Source organism: Olsenella uli (assembly GCF_901212675.1).
In the GTDB taxonomy this organism is placed as follows: domain Bacteria; phylum Actinomycetota; class Coriobacteriia; order Coriobacteriales; family Atopobiaceae; genus Parolsenella; species Parolsenella uli_B.
This window is the reverse complement of record NZ_CAAKOQ010000043.1, coordinates 1-26,750: the sequence shown is the minus strand read 5'-3', so window position 1 is coordinate 26,750 and position 26,750 is coordinate 1. Positions and strand designations below refer to the sequence as shown.

Here is a 26,750-nt window from a genome sequence, read left to right as displayed (position 1 = left end):
CGCTACTCCTCTGCGTCCTTGGCGTCGTCGCCCTCGGACTTGCCGGCCGCGTCGTCGGAGCCGTCCTCGACCTCGACCTTGGTGGCCTCGGCCTTGGCAGCGGCCTCCTTGGCATCGAGGTCGCTCGCGAGCGACTGGGCGCGGGCCACGAACGCGGCGCGCTCCTCCGGCGTCATCGTCGCGAGGCGGGCGCGCAGCACCGTCTCCTGGGCGCCGTCGACCGTGGCCTTGGCCTTGACGGTGAGCTCGCGGTTGAGGTCCTTGCCCTGGTCGACCGTAAGCTCGCCCTTCTTCACCAGGTCGTCGACGAGCGCCGTGGTCTTCTCGGCGCCATAGGCAACCGCGCCCACCCCGGCCAGGAACGCCCTGCGCACGCCCTCGGCAATGCCGTCCGTGAAGTCTGCCATGATGGCTCCTCTCCCGCGCGGGACCCCGCGCAACCATGGGCGCACGCCGCGCCCGATGCCATTCCGTACCTTCTACCCGTTTGCGGCCCCTTCAGCGGCGCGAGACGGAAGACCGCTCCCCCGGTTTCCGCAGCCGCCGCGCCGGCCGCGCGGACGAAGTGGGCAACCTGCTACCCGAGAAGCACCTTCCCGAGCCCCTCGACCGAGTGCACGCACGCCGCCGCGCCGGCAGCCTCGAGCTCGCCCTTGGGTGCGGTGCCGCCCAGGTAGACGCCCACGCAGGGCACGCCGTTCGCGGCCGCGCCCTCCACGTCGTAGAAGCGGTCCCCCACCATCACGGCCTCGTCAGCCGAACATCCCAGCGCCGCGAGCGTGTCTCCCAGGAGCGTCGTCTTGTCGGCGCGCGTGGGGTCGGTCTGGCCCACGATGACGTCGAAGAGCTGCTCCACGCCGTTGTCGGCAAGCATCGTGTGGGCCGTCTCCTCGCGCTTGGACGTGGTGATGGCAAGGCGCCTGCCCGCGGCCTTGAGGCTCTGCAGGAGCTCGGCCATGCCATCGAAGAGCATGTACGTCTCGAGGCCCAGCTTGGAGTAGATGGCCCGGTAGCGGCGCGTGACCTCGGCCGCGTCCTCGTCGGACATGCCATAGACGAGCGAGAAGCCCGCCGGGAAGGGCGGGCCCACGAGGCGGCCCGGGTCGGCGATCTCGTCGTCCGTCATGCCCCACTCGCGAAGCACGCGACGGGCGGTGTCGACGATGGCGGGCTTGGTGTCCGCGAGCGTGCCGTCGAAGTCGAAGAGGACGCACGGGCGCTCGGAGAGCGGCGGCACCATGACGACCTCGTCAGCCGGGGCGTCGACGCGCTCGCTCGCGCAGTCGAGCGGACCCTCGGCACGAAGCGTCCTGATGCCGTGCGCCACGGGCTTGAGCACGGCCGAGAGGTTCTCGACCGCCGCGCGGGGGCTGCCGGGGACGTTCACCACGAGCGTGCGGCCGAGCGTGCCCGCCGTCGCGCGCGAGAGCCAGGCATAGGGCGTGATCTGGGCCGATGCCGTGCGCATGGCCTCGCCGATGCCGGGGACAAGCCGGTCGCACACGGCGGCAGTGGCCTCGGGCGTGACGTCGCGCGGGCCGAGCCCGGTTCCGCCCGTGGTGACGCAGAGCGCCACGTCCGACGCCGCAGCCTCGGTGATGGCCGCCTCGATGCGCGGTCGGTCGTCGGGCACCACGGTGGCGCTCGCGACCTCGTAGCCCTCGCCCTCGAGCAGATCGCGAAGGGCGGGTCCGGCGGCGTCGGCGCGCTCGCCCGCCGCCGAGCGGTCGCTCACCGTGACGATCGCCACCGTGTGCGCGTCCTCGCCCTCGCCGTCCCGGGGCCGTCCGCCCCGGACGCGGTCCGCAGCCTGAGCCTTCTCCTCGGCCATGTCTCTCCCCTCGCTCGCGAGCGGTTTTCCCAGGACATGTTACCTGCTCAGCCACCGGGCAGGCGCCGTCGCCCTACTTCCCGAACGGGCAGATCGGGTAGTGGCACTCGGGACATCCCAGGCAGAGGCCGCCCTCGCCATAGGCCACGATGTCGGCGCGCGTGAGGCGGATGCCCGCCGCCACGCGGGGAAGCACGAGGTCGAAGATGGTGGCACCCGCAAACATCACGCAGCCGGGAAGGCCCAGCACCGGCGTGCCGTCGTCGAAGTAGCCCACGAAGAGCATGGCGCCCGGCAGCACCGGTGCGCCGTAGGTCACCATCTCGGCGCCGGCTCGCTGGATAGCGCCGGGCGTGTTGTCGTCGGGGTCCACGCTCATGCCGCCCGTGCAGACCACGAGGTCGACATCCTGCTCGCGCACGCGCGCGATGGCCGCAGCCACGTCGTCGACGTCGTCGCCGGGTAGCTCGTGCGCCACGCACTCCATGCCAAAGTCGGCGAGCTTTCGCTCCACCACCGGCGTGAAGGAGTCCTTGATGAGACCGGCCCTGACCTCGCTTCCGGTGGTCACGATGCCAACGCGCCGCAGCTTGAAGGGCACGACCTCGCAGAGCGGCTCGGTCCCCGCCGCCGCAGCAGCCTGGCCGAGCACGCTCTGCTCGATGACGAGTGGGATCACGCGCATGCCGGCGAGCTTGTCGCCCGCGCGCACCGCCGTGTTGCCATGACGCGTCGCGATCATGACCTGCTCGACCGAGTTCACGGCGAGAAGGGCCTCACTTCTCACGCGAAAGCACCCGTCAGAGGCCGCCTTGAGCTCGATCTTCCCCTCCTTGATGTCGCTCGCATGCGTGCAGCCCGCGCCCTCGGCAAGGCGGCACAGCTGCAGCGCCGCGTCGTTCTCGTGCACCACGCCGGGGCGCATCTCCCACACGTAGATGCTGCGCTTGCCCATCGAGAGCAAGACCGGCACGTCCTCGGCCGTGACCACGTGGCCCTTGCGGAAGCGCGGGCCCTTGAACCTGCCCGGAACGATCTGCGTCATGTCATGGCAAAGCACGTGTCCCACGGCCTGCTCGACCGGAATCTCCCTCATGCTGTCCCCTCTCCTCTGGTTGCGCCATCCCCTCAGGCGCGCTTGCGGTCCAGGCGGCAGTCCTACGGCCTCACCACGCGGACCGGGTCCCCGGGGCGCACCGTGCCCGGGCGGATGACGACGGAGAAGACGCCCTCGCTTGGCATGGCGCACGTGCCCACGAGCCGCTTTATCTCGCAGTCGTTGTGGCAGGTCTTGCCGATCTGCGTCACCGCCACGAGCGCCGCCCCCACCTCGAGCGTGGTTCCCACCGGCAGCACCTTGAGGTCGAGCCCGCGCGTGAGCACGTTCTCGGCAAAGTCGCCGGGGGCGAGATCGGGCAGCACGTGGCGCAGCTCGTCGACCGCCTCCTCGGGAAGCAGGCTCACCTGCCGATGCCAGGCGCCGGCATGGGCGTCACCCGAGACACCCAGGCCCACCTCGAGCGATATGGCATCGACGGGATGCTTGCGCGTACCCTTGCGCTCACTCACGCACACCGCCACCACCTCGCCCGTCACACTTTCTTCCGGATGATTCGTCACACTTTCTTCCGGATGATTCGTCACATTCTGCCGCGAAGGCGAGGGGTCCGTCGCACCCGATGAGAAAACCGGGGCAGCAGCCTGGCTGGTCGAAACGCCTGTCGAGACAGACGGGGTGCGATCGACAGCCACACCCGCAACCGCCCCGCCCTCGCCCGCACGCACGAAGTGCCCGGAGCGGCCGCCGTCCTTCTCGAGCAGGCGCACTGCCTCGACCACCATATCGCGCTGGTGGCTCTTGCACATGTCGTAGATGGTGAGGCCCGCCACCGAGACCGCGACCATCGCTTCCATCTCGACGCCCGTCTCGCCTTTGCAACGCGCCGTGGCCTCGATGGCAATGCCATCGGCCTCGTAGGCAAACGAGATGTCGACGCCCGAGAGCGGCACCTGGTGGCACATCGGCACGAGCTCCCACGTGCGCTTGGCGGCCATGATGCCAGCCACCTGCGCCACCGAGAGCACGTCACCCTTGCGCGTGCCGCCCGTCCGCACCAGCTCGAGCGTGCTGGGTGCCATGAGCACCTTGCCGGCGGCGCGGGCCACGCGGGCGGTCACGGGCTTGGCGCCCACGTCGACCATACGGGCCCTGCCCTGGGCGTTCACGTGCGTGAGCTCGACGTCGCGGAGGCTCGCCGACGTGACCTCCCCGCCCACGACATCGCCTTTCCCTCGAATCCCTGTCATCTATCCCCCGATCTCGTTCATGTCACGCGGCGTGGCGCTCGGCCGGGCCCCCGGCGCCAGCTCGTGGTGCGCGGGCTTCATGAGGATCGCCCGCGCAAGCGCCCGCTCGAGCTCCTCGCCGCGGAGGCCCCGCACGCTCACCTCGTCGGCCGAGTGCAGGCACGGCTTCACGCGGCCGTCGGCCGTGACGCGGATGCGGTCGCAGGCCGAGCAGAACCGGTGGCTCACCGCGCGGATGAGACCCACGCGCCCGGCGAACCCCGGCCCCCGGTAGAGCTCGGCCACGCCGCCCGTGCCAATGCGCACGAGCTCAGGGCATGCGTCGAGCACCACGTCGGCCGAGACGAACCGCTCGCGGGGCCAGAGGGCGCACTCCCCCATCGGCATGAGCTCGATGAAGCGCACCTCGACGGGCTCCCGACGCGCGAGATCCACAAAGTCGGCAACCTCGTCGTCATTGACGCCACCCATGAGGACGCAGTTTATCTTGAGGTGCCCGAAGCCCGCCACCCGAGCCGCGCGGATGCCGGCAAGCGCGTCCGAAAGCTCGCCCACGCGTGTGATTTGGCGATAGCGCTCGGACCGCAGGGTGTCGAGGCTCACGTTGAGGCGAGAGACGCCCGCCGCCCTGAGGTCAGCCGCCACTGGCGCGAGCATCGTGGCGTTGGTCGTCATGTCGAGTTCCTCGACTCCCGGCACGGCCGCCACCATCCGGCAGAGGTCGACCACGCCGCGGCGAGCCAGGGGTTCGCCGCCCGTGACGCGCACCTTGCGCACACCCAGCGTCGTCGCGGCGCGCACGACCTCCGTGAGCTCCTCGAAGCTGAGCAGGTCCTCGTGGCGGCACCTCGGCACGCCCGTGGCCGGCATGCAGTACACGCAGCGGCAGTTGCACTTGTCCGTCACCGAGAGCCTGAGGTAGCGGATGGTGCGGCCATAGCCATCACGCATTCGCCGTCGCCTCCACGCCGGCATCGGCAGCGACCTCGGCACCAGATGCGCCCCCACGAGACGAGCCCGCGAGCGGCATCACGCTGGCCGGGTCGACGGCGAGCGTGACGCACTCGGGCGAGCCGATGCGCGCCCACGCGTCCTTCTCGAGCTCGAGGCGCAGCTGGGCGCCGCCGGGCGTGGCACACATGACGATGGTCGAGAAGACGTTGTCGATGACGCGGGCCACGGTGCAGGGAATGCGGTTCGCGGCCGCGGCAGCACCGGCAGGGGCATCCCCGGCCGCGGCGGTCCCGCCAGCAGCCACGCCCGCGTCCTCCGAGCCGCCCTCGTCTCCCACCGCGCGCCCGTCCGCCTCGACGAGCCGCAGGTCGTGTGCGCGGATGCCCGCGTGGTCCGAGCCCGCTGCCTCGCGCTCGCACGCAAGCGTGACGCCCCAGTCGACGCACGAGAGCGCGTGGTCGCCCACCGGCGTGGCCGCGCTCGCGTTCTTGCAGCCGCTCATGACGGCCTCGGCCAGGGTAGCCGGCGCGTCGAAGAGCTCGCGCGTGGGCACGGTGCGGCCGCTGTGGCCGTTCGTGAGCACGCAGACGCGGTCGCACATGCGGTAGACCTCGTCGCGGCTGTGCGTCACGAAGACCACGCCGCCCGGAAACGCGCGCAGCGTGTCGGCGAGCTCCAGCTCAAGCTGCCAGCGCAGATAGCCGTCGAGCGCGCTGAACGGCTCGTCGAGAAGCAGCAGCTCGGGGCCGTTGGCCATGATGCGCGCAAGGGCGCAGCGCTGCTGCTGTCCGCCAGAGAGCTGCGCGGGGCGGTGCCGCTCGAGGCCGTCCAGGCGAAACGCGCGAATCTGCTCTCGCGCCCGCGCGCGCCGCTCGGCGCGAGAGCCCGAGCGCACGCCGGCCGCCACGTTCTGCTCCACCGTCATGGTGGGGAACAGCGCGTAGTTCTGGAAGAGGTAGCCCACGCGGCGCTCCTGCACGTTCACGTCCACGCCGGCGGCGGAGTCGAAGAGCACCCGATCGTTGAGCACGATGCACCCCTCGTCGGGCCGCTCGATGCCCGCGATGCACTTGAGCGCCACGCTCTTGCCCGAGCCCGACGCGCCGAGAAGCGCGAGCGTCTCGGTGGCGTCGTCCGAGGCGAACGAAACGTCGAGCGAGAACGCGCCCAGCCGCTTGCGAATGTCGACGGAAAGGCTCATGCGCGGCCTCCCTGCGTGCGGGGCCTGCCCTCGAGCCAGTTCATGGCAAGCAGCACCACGGCCGAGATGGCGATGTTGACCATCACCCACTGGAACGCCAGCGCGTCGTCTCCCGTGCGCCACAGCTGGTAGACCGTGGTAGAGACGGTGGCGGTGGCGCCGGGCGTGTAGCCGGCGACCATCGAGGTGGCTCCGTACTCGCCAAGCGCGCGGGCGAAGGCCAGTACGGCCCCAGCGAGGATCCCCTGCCTGCATACGGGCATCTGCACGCGCCAGAACGCCCAGCGGCGGCTCTTGCCCAGCGTCTGCGCCGCGTCGGTGAGCGCAGAGTCGTAGGCTTCGAAGGCGCCGCGTGCCGTGCGGTACATGAGCGGGAATGCCACCACCACACAGGCGAAGATGGCGCTCCACCACGTCATGGTGAGGCGCAGCCCAAAGGCCTCGAGCGCCCAGGCGCCGATGATGCGGCGTGGGCCCAGCACGAGCAGTAGCAGGTAGCCCACGACGGTGGGCGGCAGAACGAGTGGCAGCGTGAGCACCACGTCGAGCACGCCCTTCACGAGCCTCGGCAGCTTCTTGATGAGCTGCGCCGCGCCCACGCCGAGGAAGAAGACCACGACGGTGGAGATGGCAGCGATACGCAGCGAGTTTATGAGAGGGAACCAGTCCATGGCCAATCCTAACGAGAAGAGCGGCGGTCCCGCGTACAAGAGGCGGCGGGCCCACGCCTGAGCCCGCCGCCCATGACAGACCCTCGATGCCTGCGAGCTTACTCCTTGGCGAGCGCCTTGAAGCCGACCTCCTCGAAGGCCTTGGTGGCGATGTCGCCCTTGAGGAACTCGAGGTACTTCTTGGCGGCGTCCTCGTGCTTGGTGCCCTTGACGACGGCGGCCGGGTAGACCACCTTGCCGCCCGTCATGTCGGAGTTGGCGGCGCCCACGACCTCGAGGCCGGCGGACACGGCGTCGGTGCGGTAGACGATGCCGCAGTCGACGGCGGCCTCGCTCACCTGCGTGGTGACCTCCTTGACGTTGGAACCGTAGGTGATGACGCCCGAGTTGGCGAGCATGGCCTCGTCAAGGCCGAGGTACTGCAGGATCTTCTGCGTGTACTGGCCCACCGGCACGTCGGAGTTGCCCATGGCCATCTTGATGTCGCCGGCCTCGAGGTGGGCCTTGAGGTCGTCGAAGCTCCTGATGCCCTTGGGGTTGCCGGCGGGCACCACGAGCGTCACCTCGTTCTCGAGGATGTCGAAGCGCGTATCGCTCTCGATGAGGTCGAGGCCCTCGGTGTTCTGGCCCTTCGTGTCGGCCACGTCGAGCTGGTTCATCTGCTTCTGGCCGGCGGAGATGAAGACGTCGGCCTCGGCGCCCTCCTGGATCTGGGTCTTGAGGGTGCCCGACGAGTCGAAGTTGAAGGCGACCTCGATGCCGGTCTCCTTCGTGAACTCCTCGGCCGACTTCTGAAGGCTCTCGGTGAGGCTCGCCGCAGCGAAGACCTGGAGCTTCTCGCCGGAGTCGGCCGAGCCGGAGGCAGCGGCGGTGGTGGTCGGCGTGGTGTTGCCCGAGCCGCCGCAGCCGGCGAGCGCCGCGACCATGCCGATGGCAGCGATGCCCGAGACCACCGTGACCCCGAGCCTCTTGAGTGTGAGCTGTTTCATGTTCGTCTCCCTTTCCTCGCTCTTCCCTTCCGCGAGGCGCGCCGTGCTGGTGTTTGTTGGTACGCCCCGAACGTGTGCCTGCCAGACCGTTGTTTGTATAAATATATAACGCTGACCAGGAAACACCATAGGTTGATTATAAGCTAGGCATCCAAGCAAACTATCAGCACCGACCTCCCGACCGGCGAGCGAGGCCACGTGGCCGGCAGGCGGACGAGAGAAGGGGCCGGGCGGGAGGGCGGGAGCGCAGCCCCAGGGCGGCTCTGGTCGCAGCCCCGGGCCGCTCGGCCAGAGGCCGCGGGGCATCCGACCACATCCGAGGGCCTACGCGGGGCAGGGATGCGCGGTGGCGTCGTCGGAGCCGTGGCGCACCTCGATGAGACGGGCGGCGATGGAGACGGCGATCTCGGCCGGCGTCACCGCGCCGATCTCGAGGCCGATGGGCAGCTCGACGCGCGCCACGTCGGCGGCGGTGACGCCCTTGCCGGCTAGCACGCCCTCGAGCACCGCCCGCTTGCGACGGCTTCCCATGCAGCCCACGTAGCGCGGGTGGCACGCGAGCACCTGCGCCACGACCTCCTCGTCGCCGGCGTGGCCCTGCGTCATCACGCACACGCAGTCGCTCGGGCGCACCTCGACGTCGGCCGCCACGTTGGCGTAGTCGCCGCAGATGACGCGGCGCGCCGTGGGGTAGTTCTCGGGACGGGCCACCTCGGGCCGGTCATCGAAGACCGTGACCTCGAAGTCGATGGCGGAAAGCGCGCTCGCGAGCGCCCGCCCCACGTGCCCGCCGCCAAAGATGAGGGCGCGCTCGGGGGCTGCGAGCTCCTCCACGTAGCACCCAGTCTCGAAGGTGGGCAGCGCCGCCGAGCCACCCGCGGCGGCATCCTCGCGCTCGAACGACGCCGTCGCCGCGTTGCCCTCCCAGCGAACCATCAGCCGCCCGCGGCCGCCCGCGTCGTGCGTGGCCAGCGCGTCCTCGAGCACCGCGAGGTCGTCCGCGCCAAGCCGGCGGATCCCCACGAGCTGCGAGCCCCCGCAGACCATACCCGTCGACGAGCGGTCGAGCGTCACCACGCGCGCGCGGCCGTCGGCGATGCAGTCGGCCGCGAGGCCCTGCACCTTGTACTCCGGCGCGCCGCCACCCACCGTGCCCAGGCTCGTCCCGGCCGCGAGGGTGACCATGCGCGCACCCGCCGGCCGCGCCACCGACCCCGCGCTCGAGAGCACCACGCTCTCCGCAAGGGGACGCCCGGCGCGCAGCTCCTCGGCAGCGCGGCGCAAAAGCTCGATTCCCTCCATGGTTAGCCCTCCAGTCGCTTCGTGAGGCCGCAGATGGCCTCGAGCACGCCGCCGCCCACGGCGCGCGCCTTGTCGGACGAGGTGAGGCAGTGCGCCCGCTCGCAGCGCGGGTCGATGTCGCCGGACTTCATGCCGCTCGTGACCTCGACCCCCTCCTGGAGCAGGCCACGCAGCACGCCGTCGATGGTGCAGCGCATGGGCACGCCCGCCACCGTGGCCGCCACCTGGCCGGCCCGCACCACGTCGCCAATCCGGAGCCTTGGCTCGAAGGTGCCGTCGGCAGGCGCGCGCAGCACGCGGTCGGCCGAGTGGCCCGCGATGACGCCCGGGATGCCCGTGTTGGGCGCGGGCGACCCCTCGTAGATGACCTGTCCCAGGTAGTGGCCGCGCTTGGTCTCCACCGCGGCGTGGCAGTCGCGCGGGGCGGTGAACCCCGGCCCCACGCCGATGACCACGGCCGCCATGTCGATGCGCGTGCCCAGGTTTCGCTTGGCGAGGATGGCGTCGACGAGCACGGCGGGGCGCAGCTGGGCCACGCTTGCCGCCTCGGGGTCAACGAGCACGGCGACGTCGCCGCCGACGACGATGGCGCGCGCCTCGGCCACGTCGTGCGCGAGGCGGGCGCGCACGCCCTCGACCTCGCAGGAGCCCAGCCGGATGGCCTCGGAGAAGCTCACGGTGCGGCGGATGGACGTGGGCACGGGCAGGTCGCACATGACGACCTTGCAGCCCGCGCGGTGCAGGCGAAGGGCGATGCCGGTGGCGATGTCTCCGGCGCCGCGAATCTCTACGAGCATGGGACTCCCTTCCGGCCGGCTCACGCGGCGGGCCGCAAGATGCACAATGGTCAGGGCCGGATCGCGCGAGACGCCCGGCGAAACCACAATCAGACCCGACTATAGGTCAGGTGGGCTCATGAACTGTCTAGAATCGCTCGACGTTCCCACAGGCGTAACCTCCGTGGTGGGCAGCGGCGGCAAGACGACGCTGCTGCGCGCGATCGCGGAGGAGCTCGCCGCGCGCGACGAGAGCGTGGTCCTCGCCACGACGACGCACTTCCTCGCCTTCGCGGGCATGCCGCTCGTGACCTCGGACGACGAGGGAGGGCTCGCGGATGCGCTCGGGCGGCGCGGCGTGGCGTGCGTAGGGGTGCCGGTGGCGCCGCGGGGAGGCCGAGACGGGGCGAGAAGCGCCGCCGTGGGTGACCAGGCCGCTGCGGGCGCCGCGGGTGGCCAGGCCACCGCGGACGCCGTGCGCGCCCTGCCCAAGCTTGGCCCCTCGCCCATCCCCGTCGCCAGGCTGGCCCAGCTGGCAGGCCACGTTCTCGTGGAGGCCGACGGCTCCAGGCACCTGCCACTCAAGGCGCACGCGGAGCACGAGCCGGTGGTGCCGCCCGAGAGCGCGCTCCGCATCCTCGTCGTGGGCGCGAGCGGCCTGGGTTCGCCCGTGCGTAAGGCGGCCCATCGCCCGGAGCTCTTCTGCGAGCGGGCCGGCTGCGCGGCGGACGACGCCGCCACGCCCGAGCTTGTCGCGCGGGTCATCTCGGCGGAGGTCGCGGCTGGGCTGCTCTCGCCCGACCGCGTGGTCGTGAACCAGGTCGAGGACGCGGCCGCACGGGCCCGGGCCGGACGGCTCGCCCGCGAGCTCGCGCGGCTTGGCGTGGGCACGCTCGTCCTCGCCGGCAGTATCCGCGCCCACGACCTCGAGCGCATTGGGTAGAGGGCAACGAGGCCGAGGGTGGCGGACGCATCGGCCAGCCCGCCGCGCCAGGCGTCGCGGCCAAGGGCCGCACGCCCGCTCAGCTCTCGGCGATCTCCCGGACGGCCTCCACCGCCGCGTCCACCTCGTCCTCCGTGGTGAACCAGCTCGTGCTGAGCCGCACGATGCCCTGCTCCGCGGTACCCAACGCCTCGTGCATGAGCGGCGCGCAGTGGGCGCCCGGTCGCGTGGCGATGCCCCAGCCGGCCATGAGCGCGTCGGACACCTCGGCCGAGTCGACACCTCCCACGTTGAGCGCAACGACGCCCGTGCGCGCGCGCGGGCCCGCCCCCCAGTCGCCGTAGACGGTGACGCCGGCGATCCCGCGCACCCCCTCGTAGAGGCGCCGCGCCATCGCGAGCTCGCGCGCGCCCACGGCCGTGACGCCGCCCCGCTCGGCCAGGTAGACGAGCGCCGCCGAGAGCCCCGCGAGGCCATGGCCGTTGAGCGTGCCCGCCTCGAGGCGCGTGGGCCAGCCCTCGGGCTGGAGCGCGTCGAAGCTGTGGACGCCGGTGCCGCCCACGTTCCACGGACGCACGTCGACGCCCTCGGCCACCGCCAGGCCACCCGTGCCCTGCGGTCCCATGAGGCCCTTGTGCCCGGTGAAGCACACCACGTCGAGGCCCATCCCGCCCATGTCGACGGGCACGCAGCCCACCGTCTGCGACGCGTCGACCACGCAGAGGGCGCCTGCCGCGTGGGCAAGCTCGGCCACGCATGCCACGTCGACCACGTTGCCGGTCACGTTGGACGCGTGCGTCACCACCACCGCGCGGATGCCGGGGGTCACGAGCCGCTCGAGCCCGGCCATGTCGAGCCGGCCGAGGGCGTCGCAGCCGGCACACTCGACCGTGGCGCCCCGCTCGGCGGCAAGCCGATTGAGCGGACGCAGGACCGAGTTGTGCTCGAGCACCGTTGTGACCACGCGGTCGCCGGGGCGCACGAGCCCGTTGATGGCGCAGTTGAGTGCCTCCGTGGAGTTGGGGGCAAAGGCCACGTGGTCGGCGCGGGCGCACCCCAGAAGCGCCGCCACGCGCTCGCGGCAGCCCTCGACCACGCGCGCCGCGTCGAGCGAGCCCGCCGACGCCCCGCGCCCGGCGTTACCGAGCGATCCCATCGCCGCCACGACCGCGTCGACCACGCATGGGGGCTTGCGCAGGGTGGTCGCGGCGTTGTCGAGGTAGATCATGGGCGCTCCTCCGGGACCCGGTCGCGCGCCTCGGCAGCACCGGAGGCGGAACGGCCGCCCGCGTGGGGTCCGCTCGCCTCGGCCCGGCCCGCCTCGGCCCCCTCGCGCACGAACTCGAGGAGCTCGACCACCGAGTAGCGCTCGACGGCCACGCCCTCCTCCGCAAGCGCCGCCTCGATGTGGCCCCGCGCGTCCGGCTCGGCCTTCCACGCGAGCCCGCAGCCGGCCGAGATCTCGCCCGGCACGGGAATCATGCGCCCGGGAAGGCCCTGGCGCTGGCACGTCTCCTCGCACGCCATGGCCGCGGCCGTCGTGGGAAACGTAATGACGAGAGACGGCCTCCTCTCGCGCCTCAAGCCCATGGCGCTACGGGCGGACGACGACGCTCGCGCCCGTGAGCTTCTGGGCGATCACGTACATGTTGGTGACCTCGCCCACGGCAAGCTTGTCGGCGATGTCGTAGTGCTCGAGGCAGGTGCCGCAGGTGAGGATCTCGACGCCCGCGTCGGCCAGGTTCCTGAGGTCGTCGAGCGAGGCGGAGCCCTCGCAGGTCACGTGCGCGCCCGAGTTGTAGAAGAGCATCGTGGCCGGCAGCTCGTCGAGCTGCGTGAGTGAGTAGATGAAGCCCTTGAGCAGCTTCTTTCCCAGCCCCTCGTCGCCGATGCCCATCGAGTCGGACGCCACCTGCACCACGACCCTGCGCGGGCACGCCGGCACGTCGCACGTGGCCGACTCGGCCTCGCCCTCGGCAACCTCAACGGCCTTGTCGGTGACGACCGAGACGTGCCACTCCTTGTCGGCCGTCTGGTCGGTCGTGACCGCGCAGCCCTTGTTCTCGCCCATGCGAGTGAGGTTCTCGACCGCGATCCCGTTGTCGACGATGGTCTCGACCGTGCCCGCACCCTCGAGCGCGCCGAGCGCCTTGAGCGTCTTGACCACCGGGATGGGGCACGCGTCGCCCCGCGCGTCGATGACCAGCTTGTTCTCCGCCATATATTCTCCTTTGGGTCATTTGGGGACGTGTTCGTTTTGCTCCCTTGGCAGGTGAGCAAAACGAACACGTCCCCAATTGCTCATCAGCTTACTACCACGGATTGGGGGCCGCGCGGGATGGCGCGGCCGACGAGCGCCGCCGGCTGGCCCCCGTCGCGAAGGCGCGCCACGAGCCGCCCCGCATCGGCCTCGGGCAGGGCCACGAGCAGGCCGCCCGAGGTCTGCGGGTCGAAGAGCGCGTCGGTGAGGTCGAGCGGCAGCGCGTCCGAGAGCCCCACGCGCGACCCGAAGAAGTCGCGGTTGCGGTAGGCGCCGGCCGGGATGAGGCCCAGCCGCGCCATCTCGCGGGCCCGCGCCATGACGGGCACGTCGGCCGCACGGACCTCGAGCGTGACGCCGCTCGCCTCGGCCATCTCGCAGCCGTGGCCCATGAGCGAGAAGCCCGTGACGTCGGTGGCGGCATGCGCGTCGAGGTCTGCCAGGGCCTCCGCGGCCGCCTTGTTGAGCGTGACCATCGAGTCGGTCGCAACCTTGAGCCCGGCCTCGTCGAGCAGCCCCGCCTTGTGGGCCGTCGTGAGGATGCCCGTGCCGAGCGCCTTCGTGAGCACGAGCGCGTCGCCCTCACGCGCCCCCGCGTTGGCGAGCATCCGCGCGAGCGGCACGAAGCCCGTCACCGCAAGGCCGTACTTGGGCTCGTGGTCGTTGATCGAGTGGCCTCCCGCCGCCACGCAGCCCGCCTCGCGGCACCGCTCGGCCCCGCCCGCCAGAATCTGGCCCGCCACCTCGATGCCAAGGCAGTTGGGAAAGCACAGCAGGTTGAGCGCGAGCGTGGGCGCCCCTCCCATGGCCCAGACGTCGGAGAGGGCGTTGGCGGCCGCCACCTGGCCAAAGAGGTAAGGGTCGTCCACCATCGGCGGGAAGAAGTCGCAGGTCTCCACGAGGCCGCGGCCGTCGCCCAGGTCGAAGACGCAGGCGTCGTCCGAGGCGTCGAAGCCCACGAGGAGCCGCTCGTCGGCCACGCGCGGCAGATCGCCGAGCACCTTCGAGAGCGAGCCGGGCGCCAGCTTGGCCGCGCACCCCGCCGCCTCCACCAGCTCCGTGAGCCTCACGCCGTCCATATCCATGTCGCTCCCCCTATTCCTCTCGCGCCAGGCAGCCCCCCGCCGGCGCCGCCAACGACCGCGTCCGCCTCGCCCGCGTATCCCAACCGCCAGCGCCGCAACCCCGCGTCCGCCTCGTCCACAAGGCCCGCCCGCCGGCGCCGCCGGCGCCGCACCTCCCACAAACCGTGCACTTTGGCCACTTGATGGCGCCGCACGCGCCCCTCAACTGGTCAAAGTGCACGTTTTCTCAGCCAATGGCAACCAGCATCCAGGGCATCCGGCACCTACCCAGGCTCGGCCGCCACGAACGCCGCGCCGCCCGAGGCCTGGACAAGCGTGGCCACCCGTGACACCACCGAGTCGACGACCCCACGCGCGATGCTCTCGCGCGGCTCACCGCGCCCCACGAGGCCGATGACCTCGCTCTCGGCAAACACGGTGCACGCGCTCGAAATCATGGTGGCGACGCCGGCGCGCGCGAGCGCCGAGAGCGCGTCGTGGCTCACGCCCAGCCGATCGGCCATGACCTCGAGGAAGCGCCCCGTGCGCGCCGCGCACTTGTCGTTCACCGCGAACCTCGCGACACGCCCGCCGCGCAGGCGAATCACCTTCGTGTCCTGGCCGCCCACGTCGACCACGGTGCCGTCCGCGCCAAAGAGCCGCGCGGCCCCGCGCCCGTGGCACATGGTCTCTTGCCCGCGCCCGCGCCAACACCACGCGCGGCCATCATCTCAGGCATAACGCCTCCTCTCACGGGCCCGCGTCCCCGCGCGGGTGCACTTCCTTCCCCTCAACCTAGCATCAAAGTCAGGATGCCTTAAAGAAAGTCAGGTTTCGCTATTGTCACCGGACGATAACGCTCGGCAAGCGGCGAAGCACGCCCCGAGCGTTGTCCGCGGGAAACACAACGGCGGGATAGCCCAGGACACAACGGCCGGATAGCCCAGCAAGCGCAAAGCGTGCAAATAGGGCAGTTGAAGGCCATCCGAGAGGGTGACAACGTGTCAAACTGCACGCTCCGTGTGGGCGCAGGAGTGACGAGGCTGGAGGAGCGGCGCCGTCGCGCACCCGACAAGGCCAGAGGGCCGGGGGTCGAGATGCGGGGAAACGAAAAAGGCGACCAGCTCGAACGATAATCGGGCTGATTTCGTCCGAGCTGGTCGCCAAATGAGTCCCAGAGCGCTGGCGGAAGCCTCGCGGCCGTCGCAAGGCACAGGCCCACCAGCTGGCCGGCCAAGTGCCACCGACGGAGACCCAGGCCTACAGGTACGCCACGGCCTTGATCTCGACCTTGGCGGCCTTGGGCAGGGCGGCCACCTCGAAGGCGGCGCGCGCGGGATAGGGCTCGGAGAAGAACTCGCCGTAGACCTCGTTCATCGCGCCAAAGTCGGCAATGTCGTCGAGCAGGACCGTGACCTCGGCGACGTCGGCCATGGTGGCGCCGGCGGCCTCGAGCACGGCCTTGATGTTGGTGAGGCTCTGGCGCGTCTGCGCAGCCACGTCGGCACCGGCAAACTCGCCGGTGGCCGGGTCGATCGGCAGCTGGCCGGACACGTGGATGCTCGTGCCCGCGGCCTTGGTGCCGGCGGAGTACGGGCCCACCGCGGCGGGCGCCTTGTCGGTGACGATTGCCTCGATTGTCATGCGAATCTCCTTGTCGTCGGGCCCGGGGCGGCTGTCCCGGGCATGCTCGGCCCGCCACCTCGGGCGGGCGCTTGTAAGTGCGTTGCGGGGCCTGGCCCCGGTCCCTACCGCTTGACGAAGCGGCCGGGCTTCTCACCGGTGGGCTCGCCGTCGCGCGCCGCCAGCACGCCGTTCACGAACGTGAGCCGCGCCCGCCCCTGGCACTCGAAGCCCTCGTAGGGCGTGTGGTCCACGTTCTGGTGCTGCGTGGCCGCACTGATGGTCCACGCCACGCTCGGGTCCCACACGCACACGTCGGCGTCGGCACCCTCGGCGAGGCGACCCTTGGCCGGCCACATGCCGAACACCTTGGCGGGGTTCTCGCTCATGAGGCGGCAGAGGTCGGTGGGGCCCAGCTCGCCGACAAAGCTCGTGGCGACGAGCGCGGGCCTGTGCTCCACGCCGGCGCCGCCGTTGGGGATCTTGCGGAAGTCACCGCGGCCGCGGTCCTTCTGCCCGTACAGGTTGAAGCTGCAGTGGTCGGTGGCGATGGTGTCGATCTCGCCGCGCACAAGCGCCTCGCGAAGCGCCGCGCGGTCGGAGGACTTCCTCAGAGGCGGGCTCATCACGTACTTGGCGCCGGCAAAGCCGTCGTCGCCCTGCTCGAGGTAGCGCGTGTCATCGAGCAACAGGTACTGCGGGCAGGTCTCCACGAAGATGTTCTTCTGCCCGCGGGCCTTGGCGTCGCGGATGGCCTCCAGGCCCAGCCTCGTCGAGAGGTGCACGACGTTCACGCGGGCGTCCCCCGCGAGGTGCGCAAGGTAGAGCAGGCGGCTGATGGCCTCGGCCTCGCACTCGGCCGGACGGCTCAGGGGATGGCCCTCGGGACCGGTGATGCCCTCGTCGAACACGCGCCTCTGCAGGGCGTCCACCACCGTGCCGTTCTCGCAGTGCACGCAGAGCGTGGCGCCGAGTGGCTTGAGCGCCTCGAGAACCTCGAGGGTCTCGGCGTCGTCGAGGCGCAGGTGGTCGTAGGCGAAGTAGGTCTTGAAGCTGCACACGCCGCGCTCGCGCATGACGGCGAGGTCTGAGCGGTTGCGCTCGTTCCACTCGGCGAGGGCCATGTGGAAGGCGTAGTTGGCCGTGCAGGTGCCGTCGGCGCGGCGGTGCCACTCGGCGAGGGCGTCGGGCATGGTCACGCCGCGGTCGGCCGTGGCGTAGTCGACGATCGTGGTGGTGCCGCCGCAGGCAGCGGCCCGCGTGCCCGTCTCGAAGCTGTCGGCCGTCCAGTCCATGCCCGTCCAGCACTGCATGTGCGTGTGGGCGTCGATGAAGCCCGGGAAGACCCAGCAGCCGCCCGCGTCAAAGACCTCGTCGCCCTCGGCGGGCTCGATGTGGGCCGCGACGCGCGAGACCTTGTCGCCTGCAAGCGCCACGTCTCCCATGCGGATGCCCTCGGGCGTGACCAGCGCGCCGCCTTGGATGATGACCATGCAACCATCTCCTCCGTACCCGCCCCGCAGGGCGTGCGGGCCCGTCCCATGCGGGCCCGGCTTCGCGTGGGCGAACGAGTCGCCCAAGTGGCTCGGACGGCCCGCCGCATGTGCCCCGGCAAGCCACCTGAAAAACCAAGGCCGCGCGGGCGCCCGCGTCAGGCGGGCGAGGGTGCGCGGCGGGGTTCCCTCGCGACCAGGCTAGGCGGACGAGCCCCGCCCCAGCCCGGCCTCCATTATCTCGCGAACGCGCCCGAGGTCGTCGGGTGTGTCCACGTCCCAAAGCTCCCACGGCCAGGTGGCTTCGACGCCCGCGCGGGGCACGTCGTCGGAGAGCACGGCGCTTCCGCCCACGTCGTCGGAGAGCCTGGAGAGGCGCCCGAAGAGCGAGGCCGGGAAGAGCGCCGGCGAGGCGAGCCGCCCGCGCCACGAGAGCCGGACGCACGCCTCCGGGCGCGCCGCGGCCACCGCAAGCAGCGAGCGAACGCTCCCCTGCTCCACGAGCGGCTGGTCGCCGGGGAGGAACACGCAGGCGTCCCAGCCCGCCTCCTCGGCGTAGGCGGCGAGCGCGGCCACCGAGTCTCCCTGGCCGGGCCCCGAGGGCCTCACGCGGTCGATGCCGCGCGCGTCCACCAGCTCGTCCACCTGGGCAGAGTTGCTCGCCACCACCATCGGCAGGCCCGCCGGCACGCCCGCGAGCGTGCGGGCAAGCACGGGCTCGCCCAGAAGCGGCGCCACGAGCTTGTTGGAGCCAAACCGCGTGGAGCGGCCCGCCGCGAGCACGCACACGCCCACGTGGCGCGCCGCGAGCAGCTCGACGTCGTCCGCGTCATCTACGGCCAGCGGGGCCGCCCAGGCCGTAGCCGAGCCCGCCGCGCCCTTGGCGAACGCCACCGCGAACTGCGCCTGCGCCACGGCCTCCATCGAGGCGGTCCAGCGCTCGTAGGCCGCGAGCAGCGCGTCCGCCTCTGGCGTGGGCGTGGAGCCGCCGCCGCCGACACCGCCCACCGCACGCCTCGTGAGCGGCGCCCCCAGGCCCCGCTCGGCGTTGCGCACGAGCGCGAGCGCCTTGGTGTAGGCCATGTTCATCGAGATGGACGCGGCCCTCAGGCTCCCGTGCTCGCGGATGCGACGCAGGAGCTCGGCAGGACCGGGCCCGAAGGCCCGGTTCCCGTCGTCGTCTACCAGATATGTCCTTACCGTCGGTCTCATGGGGCCTATTATGCCCGCACCGTGGTGCCCGTGTGGCCCTCGAGGCCGTCGCGGGCCTTCTCGAGCAGGGTAATCAGCGCCGAGCGGCCCGGCTTGCTCTCGGCGAACTTGGCCGCCGCGAGCACCTTGGGCTCCATCGAGCCCTTGCCGAACTCCCCCGCCTCGGCCAGCTCGTGTGCCCGCGCGGGCGTGAGCGTGTCGAGCCACTGCTCGTCGGGCTTGCCGAAGCGCACGGCCACACGCTCCACCGCCGTGAGAATCACGAGGTAGTCGGCATCGAGCGACTCGGCCAGGAGCTCGGCGGCGAAGTCCTTGTCGATGACGGCGGCCGCGCCCTTGAGGTGGTGGTTGCCGGTGGGCACCACCGGGATGCCGCCGCCACCGCAGGCGATGACCACGTGGTCGGCCTCGACGAGCGAGCTGATCGTGTCGAGCTCGACGATGCGCTGGGGCAGCGGGCTTGCCACCACGCGGCGATACCCCTGGCGCTCGTCGTGCATGAACTCGTAGTCGCGCTCGTGGCGAAGCGTCTCGGCCTCGGACTCGGTCATGAACGAGCCGATGGGCTTGGTGGGCGTCTCGAAGGCGGGGTCGTCCGGGTCGACCTCCACCTGGGTGAGCACCGTGGCCACGCCCTTCGCGATGCCGCGCCGCTCCATCTCCTCGCGCAGCGCGTTCTGCAGGTCATAGCCGATGTAGCCCTGGCTCATGGCCCCGCACACCGACAGCGGGCAGGGGATGTAGCGCTCGGGGTCGCTTCGCGTGAGCTCGGTCATCGCATTGGCGATCATGCCCACTTGCGGCCCGTTGCCGTGCACGACGATGACCTCGTTTCCCTGCTCGATGAGGTCGACGATGGCGCGCGCCGTGACGCGCACCGCCCGCATCTGCTCGGGCAGGTTCTTGCCGAGGGCGTTGCCGCCCAGGGCGACGACGATTCTCCTCGCCATGGCCTAGGCCTGGTTCCAGCGGGCGCGGCCGCGCTCCTCGAGCGCCTTGAGGGTGGCCACGGGGTCCTTGACCTTCTGCAGGAAGATCATGGCCGCCACGGCGTAGGGCTTGTAGGAGGCCTCCTTGTACATGCCGATGCGGTGATCCTCGAAGACGTCGGCCATGACCTCGCCGTGCTCGCAGGAGACGCCGGCGATGTCGGCGGGCAGCGGGTGCATGTAGATGGTGTCCTGGCCCTTGGCGGTCTTCTCCATGAGCTCGCGCGTGGAGCACCAGCCCATGTGCGTGGCGTTCTGGGCGAGCAGCTCCTTCTCGAGCTTGTTGATGCCCTCGTCGTCACCAGCCGCGTAGAGCTTGGTGCGCCGCTCCATGGCGGCATAGGGAGCCCAGCTCTTGGGAATCACGATGTCGGCGCCCTCGAAGGCCTCGGCCATGGTGTTGGCCTGCGCAAAGGTGGCGCCGGTCTCGGCGGCATAGCCCTTTGCCTTCTCGACGAGCTCTGGCATGAGGTCGTAGCCCTCGGGGTGCGCGAGCGTCACGTCCATGCCAAAGCGCGGCAGCAGCGTGATGAGCGACTGCGGGCAGGAAAGGGGCTTGCCGTAGGAGGGCGAGTAGGCCCAGGTCACGGCCACCTTCTTGCCCTTAAGGTTCTCGATGCCGCCAAACTCGTTGATGAGGTAGAGCATGTCGGCCGAGGACTGCGTGGGGTGGTCGGAGTCGGACTGGAGGCTCACGAGGGTGGGACGGTGGTCGAGCACGCCGTCGTGGAAGGCCTCGTCAACCGAGCGGGCGACCTCGGCCATGTAGGCGTCACCCTCGCCGATGTACTTGTCGTCGCGGATGCCGATGACGTCGGCCATGAACGAGATCATCGTGGCCGTCTCGCGCACCGTCTCGCCGTGCGCGATCTGACTCTTGCCCTCGTCGAGGTCCTGGAGCTGCATGCCCAGAAGGTTGGTGCCGCTCGCGAAGGAGAAGCGGGTGCGCGTGGAGTTGTCACGGAACAGCGACACCGCGAGACCCGAGTCGAAGATGCGCGGGCTGATGTTGCGCTCGCGGAGGTTGCGCAGCGCCCCCGCCACGGCGTACATGGCGCGCAGCTCGTCGGTGGTCTTGTCCCAGGTGTGCAGGAAGTCGTCGCCGTACATGCCGGAGAAGTCAAGGCCGGCAAGCTGGTCGAGGTAACTCTGGAAGTCGCTCATGTGTGGTCCTCTCCTCGTCAGTCCCCAAAAGGCAAGAATCATGAAATCGCAGGTAGCTGTCACGTCAGCGAGCGGCGGCCTTGCCTCGGATTGGCGCGAGGGCAAGGCGAGGCGTACGGCGGTACGCGAGCCGAGGCCCAAGCGCCAAGGCGAGGCGCCCGGCCGCCGCGCAGCGGCAGCGACGTTACTTGATGTCGTTGTCGGTAAGCGATGCGCGGAACTCGGTGGCGTCCTCGTCGCTCGCGCCGGTGCCGTCGTAGAGGTTGAGCGCGGCGGTGTAGAGCGCGGCGCAGGTCACGAGGTCGTCCTTGTAGGTGATCTCGTTGGGCGCGTGCGCCTGGCTCTCGGCGCCGGGGCCAAAGCCCACGCACGGGATGCCATAGCGGCCCTGGATGGCCACGCAGTTGGTCGAGAACGTCCACTTGTCGCACAGGGGTCTGCCCTCGCGCTTGTCCATGGACTGCGCGCAGCCGATGCGCTTGTCGCCGAAGAGCGCCTTGTGCGCGTCGACGAGCGCCTTCACGTGCGGCGCGCTCTCCCTGTTGATCCACGTCGGGAAGTAGGCCTCGGTCTCGTAGACCTCGCCCGTCCAGCTGGGACGGTCGTACATGTACATGGAGACCTTGACGTCGTCGCCATACTTCTTGACGGCCGGCAGGTTGCGAACCTCCTCGAGGCAGCTCTCGTAGGTCTCGCCGGCGGTCATGCGGCGGTCGATGGAGATGGCGCACGAGTCGGCCACGGCGCAGCGGCTCGGGCTCGTAAAGTAGACCTGCGATACGGTGCAGGTACCGCGGCCCAGGAAGCGGGCATCCTCGTAGTGGTCGGGGTTGTACTTCGGGTCGAGCATCTTGACGAGGCCCTTGATGGCCGTGGACTCAGTGCAGCCGTTGTTGTTGAGGGCGCGCACGTCGGCGATGATGTCGGCCATCTTGTAGATGGCATTGTCGCCGCGCTCGGGGGCAGAGCCATGGCAGGAGACACCACGCACGTCGACGCGGATCTCCATGCGGCCGCGGTGGCCGCGGTAGACGCCGCCGTCGGTGGGCTCGGTCGAGATCACGAAGGCAATCTTGTCGCGCGCCGCCTCCGGGCCGCCGAAGTCCTTGTTGACGATGTACTGCCAGCACATGCCGTCGCAGTCCTCCTCCTGGACCGAGCCGACGACCATGACCTTGTAGCCCTCGGGGATGAGGTCAAGGTCCTTCATCATCTTGGCAGCGTAGACGGCCGAGCACACGCCGCCCTCCTGGTCGGAGCCGCCGCGGCCGTAGATGACCTCATCGTCCTCGTAGCCCTCGTAGGGGTCGTGCGTCCAGTTGTCGCGGTTGCCGATGCCCACCGTATCGGTGTGGCCGTCGAGCGCGATGATCTTGTCGCCGTCACCCACGTAGCCGATGACGTTGCCCAGACCGTCGACCGTGACCTCGTCAAAGCCAAGGCGCTCCATCTCGGCCTTGATGCAGGCGATGACCTCGCCCTCCTCGGCGCTCTCGGACGGGTGGCTGATCATGGCGCGCAGGAACTTGGTCATGTCCTTGCGGTAGCCCTCCGCCGCCTGCTTGATGAGGTCGTAGTTCAGTTCCTTAGCCATGTCTGCCCTTTCGTTCGATGGCCTTATACGTGAGGTGGAAATGAGGTGCAGGTAGACGGCGCGCCGCCACTCGGCGAAGCCGCCTGCCGTCGCAAGGCGCCGCTGCTACTCGGCGTAGCCGCCGCCCCAGACAATCTCGCGGTAGCGGTCTGGGTCGGTGTCTCCCTCGGTCGAGAACATGAGGACCTGGGAGTTCTTGTCGAGTCCGAGCGCGTCACGGAAGTCCGCGTACTCGGGCTCGGTCATGATGTTGGAGATGACGCCCATGCCCACGGCGCCGGACTCGCCCGAGACAACCGCCGGGTCGCCCTTGACGGGCGCGGCGAGCATGCGCATGCCCTTGGCGGAGACCCAGTCCGGGCAGCTCGCGAAGGCGTCGGCGTGGTTGCGCAGGATGTCCCAGCCGATGGTGTTGGGCTCGCCGCAGGCAAGACCGGCCATGATGGTCTGGAGGTCGCCGCCCACGATGCGCGGCGCCCCGTCGGCTGCTTTTGCGCCCTGGTAGAGGCAGTCGGCCGCGGAGGCCTCCATGATGATGAACTTGGGCGGGCACGTGGGGAAGAGGTTCGCGAAGTAGCCCACCATGGCGCTTGCGAGCGAGCCCACGCCGGCCTGCACGAACACGTGCGTGGGGCGCGAGACCTCGAGGGCGCGCAGCTGCTCTGCGGCCTCGGCGGCCATGGTGCCGTAGCCCTGCATGATCCAGGACGGGATCTTCTCGTAGCCGTCCCAGGCGGTGTCCTGCACGATCACGCCGTGCTCGGTCTCGGCGGCCTCAGCGGCGGCCATGCGCACACAGTCGTCGTAGTTGACGTCCTCGATCGTGACCTTGGCGCCCTCCTTGGCGATGTTGTCGAACCGCGTCTGCGTAGAGCCCTTGGGCATGTGCACGACGGCCTTCTGGTGTAGCTTGTTTGCCGCCCAAGCGACGCCGCGGCCGTGGTTGCCGTCAGTGGCCGTGAAGAAGGTGGCCTGGCCGAAGTCGGAGCGGAACTGGTCGCTCGTGAGGTAGTCGTAGGTCATCTCGGAGACGTCCTTGCCCATTTCCTCGGCGATGTAGCGCGCCATGGCAAACGAGCCGCCCAGCACCTTGAAGGCGTTGAGGCCAAAGCGGTAGCTCTCGTCCTTGACGAAGAGGCCGCCGAGGCCAAGTCGGGCGGCCATGCCGTCAAGCCTGGCGAGCGGCGTCACCGCGTACTGGGGAAACCCCCGGTGGAACGCCTGCGCCTTGCTGACGTTCTCGAGGCTCATGACCGACAGGTTGGCGTCGTCACTCCTCGGCATCTTGTTGGCGACCCACTCGATCTTCTCGCTCACGTGCGCGACCTCCTTCGCTCGACGTCCTGCGTTTGCCCCGGACAGGTCCCCGCCGCCCGAGGCGCGTGCCCGGCACACCCGATACCTTGCGCGGCCTGTGTGTCACGCGTATGTCCCGGGCGTTTCCAAGCAGACAAACTTACTGTTCGCTTACCAAACAAAAAGTTTGTTATCCCATTTGTACAGCAGGGCGCACGGGTGCGCAAGTCATAAGTTCCGCGACCTTGGCGGCGCTCTGCGAGCGTTGCGTTTACGCCCGCGAGCGGTAGGGCGCGCGGGCCGGCTTCGCGCACGCCCGCTCCCCGCACGCATGCCTGTCTTCCGCGCGCATTCCCGCCCACCGCACGCATGCCCGCTCCCCGCACGCACGCCCGCCTTCCGCGCGCATGCCTGTCTTCCGTGCGCATACCCATCCTCCACACGTGCGCCTACGGGAAGGAGGCACGCCTCGAGCGCTTCGTGGCCCCGCGACGCCAGCTTCGGCGTCTTCGACAACCACCCGAACTCCCAGTTTTCGCCCAAGTGGTCACGCACGGCGACTTACCCTGCACCTCCCGCCCGGCACACAGGCCCAAAGGAGGCGCACGCCGGCCATTGACCGTGAGGAAGGGCCCCGGCCGCCGCATTTTCGCCCCCCCCACGGACCGCGGAAGGCGAAAGACCGGCCGGGGAGTAGCAAGTAATAACCAGTAAATCGCCTCTCGTGACCAACAACCGGAAAACCAATGTGGACTGGGCATCGCCGAACGCTGCCTTATCACAAAAAGAGCCGCGCACCAGAGAGGCGCGCGGCTCAAGATGGGACAGGCGAGCTGAAACGCAAGCGGGGATGCGACCGACGGGGCCTACGCCTTGGCCTTCACAGCTGTGCCCGGCTTGGCGTTGAAGTTCTTGTACACCCAAGCGGTCACGAGCGGGGTCAGGATGGCCGTCACGATGGCGCACGCGGCGACCTGCGCGGTGGCGGTGGCAAGCACGGCACCGCCGAAGGCGGCCTCGTTGACCGTCGCCATGGCGGCAGGCGTGGCCACGTTGGCGCCAGCGCAGCTGGAGATGGCGGCACCGGCAACGCCCGAGCCGCCCGTGAGGCGATCGGCGAAGATGACCGGGATGGCAAAGACGACCGAGCACAGCACGCCAAGCAGGATGCCCGGAGCGCCGGCAGCGATGAGCTGGCCAAACGTCATCGTGGAGCCCATGGCGAAGAACACAAGGACGACGATGCCGCCAAGGGCGGGGGCCATCATGCGCTTGAAGCTCGGGAAGACGTTGCCGAGGATGATGCCCACGACGATGGGCAGGATGGCGCCTACGAGCGTCCAGCCGATGGGGGCCTGGCCGGCGGCGCCCAGCACGACCATCGTGACGGGCGGGCCCACGACGAGGGTCGTGATGGCCACGGCGCCGCGCTCGACCTCGGAGCCCATGTCACCCATGAGGCCGGCGTACATGGCGTTGTTGGCGCCGGTGCAGGCGGCGAGGATCACCATCGCGGAGAGGCCGAAGAGGTTATCACCCCACAGGTACAGCACGAGCAGGGCCACGACGATGACCACGACCTGCTTGGCGATGATGATGATCGCACCGCGCGCGGCCGCGGCGGGCGCGCTCTTGAACGAGATGGTGGTGCCCACGATGAGCAGGAAGGCGCCCACGAGCGGGCTCGCGCCCTGCTGCGTCATGCCCAGCGTGAAGCTGCCCAGCGTCTTGAACAGGTCAGGGAACAGCGTGTTGAGCAGACAGCCCAGAAGCAACGGAATCAGAATGTTGGCGCCGGGAATCTTAGAGAGCTTGAAGAACGGCTCCTTCTCCCCAGCCACAGCAGCATCACTCATACAAACCCACTTTCTCGTAGTGAATCCCCGCATCAAGCAAGACCTCGCACAACATCAAGGAAGCCCAGCGACCCGATGGCCCGCGACGGCTCTCGTGCCGCCGGCTAGGCCACGGATAAGCGAAGGGCCTCCGCCCTCGCGAAGCGGAGATTTTCGCAGGCTCGAAGCGAAGCGAGGGTGCAGGCCCGAAGCGGCAAGGCTGTCAGCCTAGCCGTCCAGCACGATGCCGCCGTCGCAGTCGCCAATCTCGCCATTCACGAAGGAGGCGGCGTCAGACGCGAAGAACAGCACCATCTGCGCCGGCTCGCTCGCCTGCGCGGCGCGGCCCAGGGGAATGCCGGCGATGATGCGCTTGGAGTTCTCGTCGGACAGGATCGAGGTCATGTCCGTGAGGGTGAGCGACGGGCAGACGGCATTGGTGCGGATGCCGAACTTGCCGCCCTCCTTGGCCACAGCCTTGGTGAGGCCGTTCACGCCGGCCTTGGAGCTGGCGTAGGCCGCGGCGCCCAGAAGGCCGCCGCCGATCTTGCCGGCCACGGACGAGACGTTCACGATCGAGCCGGCGTGGGCCGCCTTGAAGTGCGGGTACACGGCGCTCATCATCGTGAAGGTGCCCGTGAGGTTGATGTCGATGGTGCGGCGCCACTCGGCGTCGTCGATCTCGTCGAACTTCTTCGTGGAGATGACGCCGGCGCAGTTGATCAGGATGTTGACGCCCGGTACCTCCTCGAAGATCTTGTCGACGGTCTCGCGGGCCTTGGTGGCGTTGGAGACGTCGAGCTTGTAGAAGCGGCTGCCCTCGTCGCCGAGCTTGTCGAGGGCCTCCTTGCCCTTCTCCTCGTGACGGGCCAGCAGCACCACGTGGCCGCCGCCCTCGTCGATGAGCTTGGCCGCGCCCTTGGGGCCCGTCCCCGCCTCCGAGTGGCCGGACACCCTGCGACTCGACATGATAGGAGCCTGGTGGCACGCTGCCGTACCCACACCGCGAGTTTTTCCGTGGACAGTAGGTAGTTGTCCGCAAACGGCTCAATGCGCTTATATCGCGGCAATTTGCGGCCATATGGCCACTATTCGCTGACCATTGGTGTTCAACTCGTGGAGAAGACAGAGGTAAACAGCTCAATTGTGGAGACGCACCCAAGGCGCGCCACACGCCAGCCCCAAGCTTCGCCCTGTGCCCCCCGCGCCAAAGCCGACGCGCGACCGCCAACGCGCGACCGCCAAC

25 protein-coding genes are annotated in these 26,750 nt (G+C 69.9%); 1 reads left to right on the top strand and 24 read right to left on the bottom strand.

Going from position 1 to position 26,750, the window contains the following annotated elements; all coding sequences use genetic code 11:
- Positions 1-2 precede the first annotated feature (2 nt).
- The 10 genes from EFAMC1_RS07465 to yqeB all read right to left on the bottom strand — a co-directional run bounded on the left by EFAMC1_RS07465 (position 3) and on the right by yqeB (position 10,052).
- On the bottom strand, positions 3-407 hold the full coding sequence (locus EFAMC1_RS07465) for a hypothetical protein (protein WP_154053669.1): 405 nt from the start codon (positions 405-407) through the stop codon (positions 3-5).
- A gap of 170 nt (positions 408-577) precedes the next feature.
- On the bottom strand, positions 578-1,831 hold the full coding sequence (locus EFAMC1_RS07460; protein ID WP_154053668.1) for a molybdopterin-binding protein: 1,254 nt from the start codon (positions 1,829-1,831) through the stop codon (positions 578-580).
- A gap of 73 nt (positions 1,832-1,904) precedes the next feature.
- Positions 1,905-2,927 carry a molybdopterin-binding protein gene (locus EFAMC1_RS07455; RefSeq protein ID WP_154053667.1) on the bottom strand — a complete coding sequence of 341 codons (1,023 nt, stop codon included), beginning with the start codon at positions 2,925-2,927 and terminating at the stop codon, positions 1,905-1,907.
- Between the two features lie 62 nt (positions 2,928-2,989).
- Positions 2,990-4,108, bottom strand: coding sequence for a cyclic pyranopterin monophosphate synthase MoaC (moaC, locus tag EFAMC1_RS11495; protein ID WP_410054786.1), 1,119 nt, complete (start codon positions 4,106-4,108; stop codon positions 2,990-2,992).
- 30 nt (positions 4,109-4,138) lie between these two features.
- On the bottom strand, positions 4,139-5,089 hold the full coding sequence (gene moaA, locus EFAMC1_RS07445) for a GTP 3',8-cyclase MoaA (RefSeq protein WP_154053666.1): 951 nt from the start codon (positions 5,087-5,089) through the stop codon (positions 4,139-4,141).
- Positions 5,082-6,293, bottom strand: a complete 1,212-nt coding sequence (locus EFAMC1_RS07440) for a sulfate/molybdate ABC transporter ATP-binding protein (RefSeq protein ID WP_154053665.1) — start codon at positions 6,291-6,293, stop codon at positions 5,082-5,084. The genes moaA and EFAMC1_RS07440 overlap by 8 nt, the downstream gene beginning before the upstream one ends.
- The gene (gene modB, locus EFAMC1_RS07435) at positions 6,290-6,964 is read right to left on the bottom strand and encodes a molybdate ABC transporter permease subunit (protein WP_154053664.1); all 675 of its coding nucleotides are present in this window, start codon (positions 6,962-6,964) and stop codon (positions 6,290-6,292) included. The genes EFAMC1_RS07440 and modB overlap by 4 nt, the downstream gene beginning before the upstream one ends.
- 98 nt (positions 6,965-7,062) lie before the next feature.
- The gene (modA, locus tag EFAMC1_RS07430) at positions 7,063-7,953 is read right to left on the bottom strand and encodes a molybdate ABC transporter substrate-binding protein (protein WP_154053663.1); all 891 of its coding nucleotides are present in this window, start codon (positions 7,951-7,953) and stop codon (positions 7,063-7,065) included.
- Positions 7,954-8,277: 324 nt separating this feature from the next.
- Positions 8,278-9,255 carry an XdhC family protein gene (locus tag EFAMC1_RS07425; RefSeq protein WP_154053662.1) on the bottom strand — a complete coding sequence of 326 codons (978 nt, stop codon included), beginning with the start codon at positions 9,253-9,255 and terminating at the stop codon, positions 8,278-8,280.
- Positions 9,256-9,257: 2 nt separating this feature from the next.
- Complete coding sequence (gene yqeB, locus EFAMC1_RS07420; RefSeq protein WP_154053661.1) at positions 9,258-10,052, bottom strand: selenium-dependent molybdenum cofactor biosynthesis protein YqeB; 795 nt, start codon at positions 10,050-10,052, stop codon at positions 9,258-9,260.
- 118 nt (positions 10,053-10,170) lie between these two features.
- Here yqeB and yqeC point away from each other — a divergent pair, with 118 nt between their 5' ends.
- Positions 10,171-10,974 (top strand): selenium cofactor biosynthesis protein YqeC, encoded by an 804-nt coding sequence (gene yqeC, locus EFAMC1_RS07415; RefSeq protein ID WP_154053660.1) that lies wholly within the window; start codon positions 10,171-10,173, stop codon positions 10,972-10,974.
- Positions 10,975-11,053: 79 nt separating this feature from the next.
- Here the strand turns inward: yqeC and EFAMC1_RS07410 are convergent, their stop codons facing one another.
- From EFAMC1_RS07410 to EFAMC1_RS07345, 14 genes are all read right to left on the bottom strand, one after another.
- A complete protein-coding gene (locus EFAMC1_RS07410; protein ID WP_154053659.1) occupies positions 11,054-12,202 on the bottom strand; it encodes an aminotransferase class V-fold PLP-dependent enzyme in 1,149 nt (382 codons plus the stop codon).
- Positions 12,199-12,564 carry a DUF3343 domain-containing protein gene (locus EFAMC1_RS07405; RefSeq protein ID WP_154053658.1) on the bottom strand — a complete coding sequence of 122 codons (366 nt, stop codon included), beginning with the start codon at positions 12,562-12,564 and terminating at the stop codon, positions 12,199-12,201. The genes EFAMC1_RS07410 and EFAMC1_RS07405 overlap by 4 nt, the downstream gene beginning before the upstream one ends.
- Positions 12,565-12,568: 4 nt before the next feature.
- Complete coding sequence (yedF, locus tag EFAMC1_RS07400; protein ID WP_154053657.1) at positions 12,569-13,195, bottom strand: sulfurtransferase-like selenium metabolism protein YedF; 627 nt, start codon at positions 13,193-13,195, stop codon at positions 12,569-12,571.
- Between the two features lie 83 nt (positions 13,196-13,278).
- Positions 13,279-14,313, bottom strand: a complete 1,035-nt coding sequence (gene selD, locus EFAMC1_RS07395) for a selenide, water dikinase SelD (RefSeq protein WP_154053683.1) — start codon at positions 14,311-14,313, stop codon at positions 13,279-13,281.
- A gap of 269 nt (positions 14,314-14,582) precedes the next feature.
- Complete coding sequence (locus tag EFAMC1_RS07390; protein ID WP_154053656.1) at positions 14,583-14,984, bottom strand: acyl-CoA dehydratase activase; 402 nt, start codon at positions 14,982-14,984, stop codon at positions 14,583-14,585.
- A 574-nt stretch (positions 14,985-15,558) separates the two neighbouring features.
- Positions 15,559-15,942, bottom strand: coding sequence for a Rid family detoxifying hydrolase (locus EFAMC1_RS07385; RefSeq protein ID WP_154053655.1), 384 nt, complete (start codon positions 15,940-15,942; stop codon positions 15,559-15,561).
- 104 nt (positions 15,943-16,046) lie between these two features.
- Entirely contained in the window at positions 16,047-17,414 is a 1,368-nt protein-coding gene (gene hydA / locus EFAMC1_RS07380) for a dihydropyrimidinase (RefSeq protein ID WP_154053654.1), read from the bottom strand.
- Positions 17,415-17,615: 201 nt separating this feature from the next.
- Entirely contained in the window at positions 17,616-18,626 is a 1,011-nt protein-coding gene (locus EFAMC1_RS07375; RefSeq protein WP_154053653.1) for an NTP transferase domain-containing protein, read from the bottom strand.
- A gap of 8 nt (positions 18,627-18,634) precedes the next feature.
- Complete coding sequence (gene arcC / locus EFAMC1_RS07370) at positions 18,635-19,576, bottom strand: carbamate kinase (RefSeq protein WP_154053652.1); 942 nt, start codon at positions 19,574-19,576, stop codon at positions 18,635-18,637.
- 3 nt (positions 19,577-19,579) lie between these two features.
- On the bottom strand, positions 19,580-20,779 hold the full coding sequence (gene ygeW / locus EFAMC1_RS07365; protein ID WP_154053651.1) for a knotted carbamoyltransferase YgeW: 1,200 nt from the start codon (positions 20,777-20,779) through the stop codon (positions 19,580-19,582).
- 184 nt (positions 20,780-20,963) lie between these two features.
- Positions 20,964-22,373, bottom strand: coding sequence for a YgeY family selenium metabolism-linked hydrolase (locus EFAMC1_RS07360; RefSeq protein WP_154053650.1), 1,410 nt, complete (start codon positions 22,371-22,373; stop codon positions 20,964-20,966).
- A gap of 105 nt (positions 22,374-22,478) precedes the next feature.
- Entirely contained in the window at positions 22,479-23,690 is a 1,212-nt protein-coding gene (gene dpaL / locus EFAMC1_RS07355) for a diaminopropionate ammonia-lyase (RefSeq protein WP_154053649.1), read from the bottom strand.
- An 845-nt stretch (positions 23,691-24,535) separates the two neighbouring features.
- The gene (locus tag EFAMC1_RS07350) at positions 24,536-25,525 is read right to left on the bottom strand and encodes a 2-keto-3-deoxygluconate permease (RefSeq protein WP_154053648.1); all 990 of its coding nucleotides are present in this window, start codon (positions 25,523-25,525) and stop codon (positions 24,536-24,538) included.
- A 207-nt stretch (positions 25,526-25,732) separates the two neighbouring features.
- Positions 25,733-26,473: an SDR family NAD(P)-dependent oxidoreductase gene (locus tag EFAMC1_RS07345; RefSeq protein ID WP_154053647.1), complete on the bottom strand. Its 741-nt coding sequence runs from the start codon at positions 26,471-26,473 to the stop codon at positions 25,733-25,735.
- Positions 26,474-26,750 lie beyond the last annotated feature (277 nt).

Excerpts from the sequence above, each read along its gene's own strand:
- EFAMC1_RS07465 (WP_154053669.1), bottom strand. The coding sequence starts at position 407 with ATGGCAGACTTCACGGACGGCATTGCCGAGGGCGTGCGCAGGGCGTTC.
- EFAMC1_RS07460 (WP_154053668.1), bottom strand. The coding sequence starts at position 1,831 with ATGGCCGAGGAGAAGGCTCAGGCTGCGGACCGCGTCCGGGGCGGACGG.
- EFAMC1_RS07455 (WP_154053667.1), bottom strand. The coding sequence starts at position 2,927 with ATGAGGGAGATTCCGGTCGAGCAGGCCGTGGGACACGTGCTTTGCCAT.
- moaA (WP_154053666.1), bottom strand. The coding sequence starts at position 5,089 with ATGCGTGATGGCTATGGCCGCACCATCCGCTACCTCAGGCTCTCGGTG.
- EFAMC1_RS07440 (WP_154053665.1), bottom strand. The coding sequence starts at position 6,293 with ATGAGCCTTTCCGTCGACATTCGCAAGCGGCTGGGCGCGTTCTCGCTC.
- modB (WP_154053664.1), bottom strand. The coding sequence starts at position 6,964 with ATGGACTGGTTCCCTCTCATAAACTCGCTGCGTATCGCTGCCATCTCC.
- modA (WP_154053663.1), bottom strand. The coding sequence starts at position 7,953 with ATGAAACAGCTCACACTCAAGAGGCTCGGGGTCACGGTGGTCTCGGGC.
- EFAMC1_RS07425 (WP_154053662.1), bottom strand. The coding sequence starts at position 9,255 with ATGGAGGGAATCGAGCTTTTGCGCCGCGCTGCCGAGGAGCTGCGCGCC.
- yqeB (WP_154053661.1), bottom strand. The coding sequence starts at position 10,052 with ATGCTCGTAGAGATTCGCGGCGCCGGAGACATCGCCACCGGCATCGCC.
- yqeC (WP_154053660.1), top strand. The coding sequence starts at position 10,171 with ATGAACTGTCTAGAATCGCTCGACGTTCCCACAGGCGTAACCTCCGTG.
- EFAMC1_RS07410 (WP_154053659.1), bottom strand. The coding sequence starts at position 12,202 with ATGATCTACCTCGACAACGCCGCGACCACCCTGCGCAAGCCCCCATGC.
- EFAMC1_RS07405 (WP_154053658.1), bottom strand. The coding sequence starts at position 12,564 with ATGGGCTTGAGGCGCGAGAGGAGGCCGTCTCTCGTCATTACGTTTCCC.
- yedF (WP_154053657.1), bottom strand. The coding sequence starts at position 13,195 with ATGGCGGAGAACAAGCTGGTCATCGACGCGCGGGGCGACGCGTGCCCC.
- selD (WP_154053683.1), bottom strand. The coding sequence starts at position 14,313 with ATGGACGGCGTGAGGCTCACGGAGCTGGTGGAGGCGGCGGGGTGCGCG.
- EFAMC1_RS07390 (WP_154053656.1), bottom strand. The coding sequence starts at position 14,984 with ATGTGCCACGGGCGCGGGGCCGCGCGGCTCTTTGGCGCGGACGGCACC.
- EFAMC1_RS07385 (WP_154053655.1), bottom strand. The coding sequence starts at position 15,942 with ATGACAATCGAGGCAATCGTCACCGACAAGGCGCCCGCCGCGGTGGGC.
- hydA (WP_154053654.1), bottom strand. The coding sequence starts at position 17,414 with ATGGTCATCATCCAAGGCGGCGCGCTGGTCACGCCCGAGGGCATCCGC.
- EFAMC1_RS07375 (WP_154053653.1), bottom strand. The coding sequence starts at position 18,626 with ATGAGACCGACGGTAAGGACATATCTGGTAGACGACGACGGGAACCGG.
- arcC (WP_154053652.1), bottom strand. The coding sequence starts at position 19,576 with ATGGCGAGGAGAATCGTCGTCGCCCTGGGCGGCAACGCCCTCGGCAAG.
- ygeW (WP_154053651.1), bottom strand. The coding sequence starts at position 20,779 with ATGAGCGACTTCCAGAGTTACCTCGACCAGCTTGCCGGCCTTGACTTC.
- EFAMC1_RS07360 (WP_154053650.1), bottom strand. The coding sequence starts at position 22,373 with ATGGCTAAGGAACTGAACTACGACCTCATCAAGCAGGCGGCGGAGGGC.
- EFAMC1_RS07350 (WP_154053648.1), bottom strand. The coding sequence starts at position 25,525 with ATGAGTGATGCTGCTGTGGCTGGGGAGAAGGAGCCGTTCTTCAAGCTC.
- EFAMC1_RS07345 (WP_154053647.1), bottom strand. The coding sequence starts at position 26,473 with ATGTCGAGTCGCAGGGTGTCCGGCCACTCGGAGGCGGGGACGGGCCCC.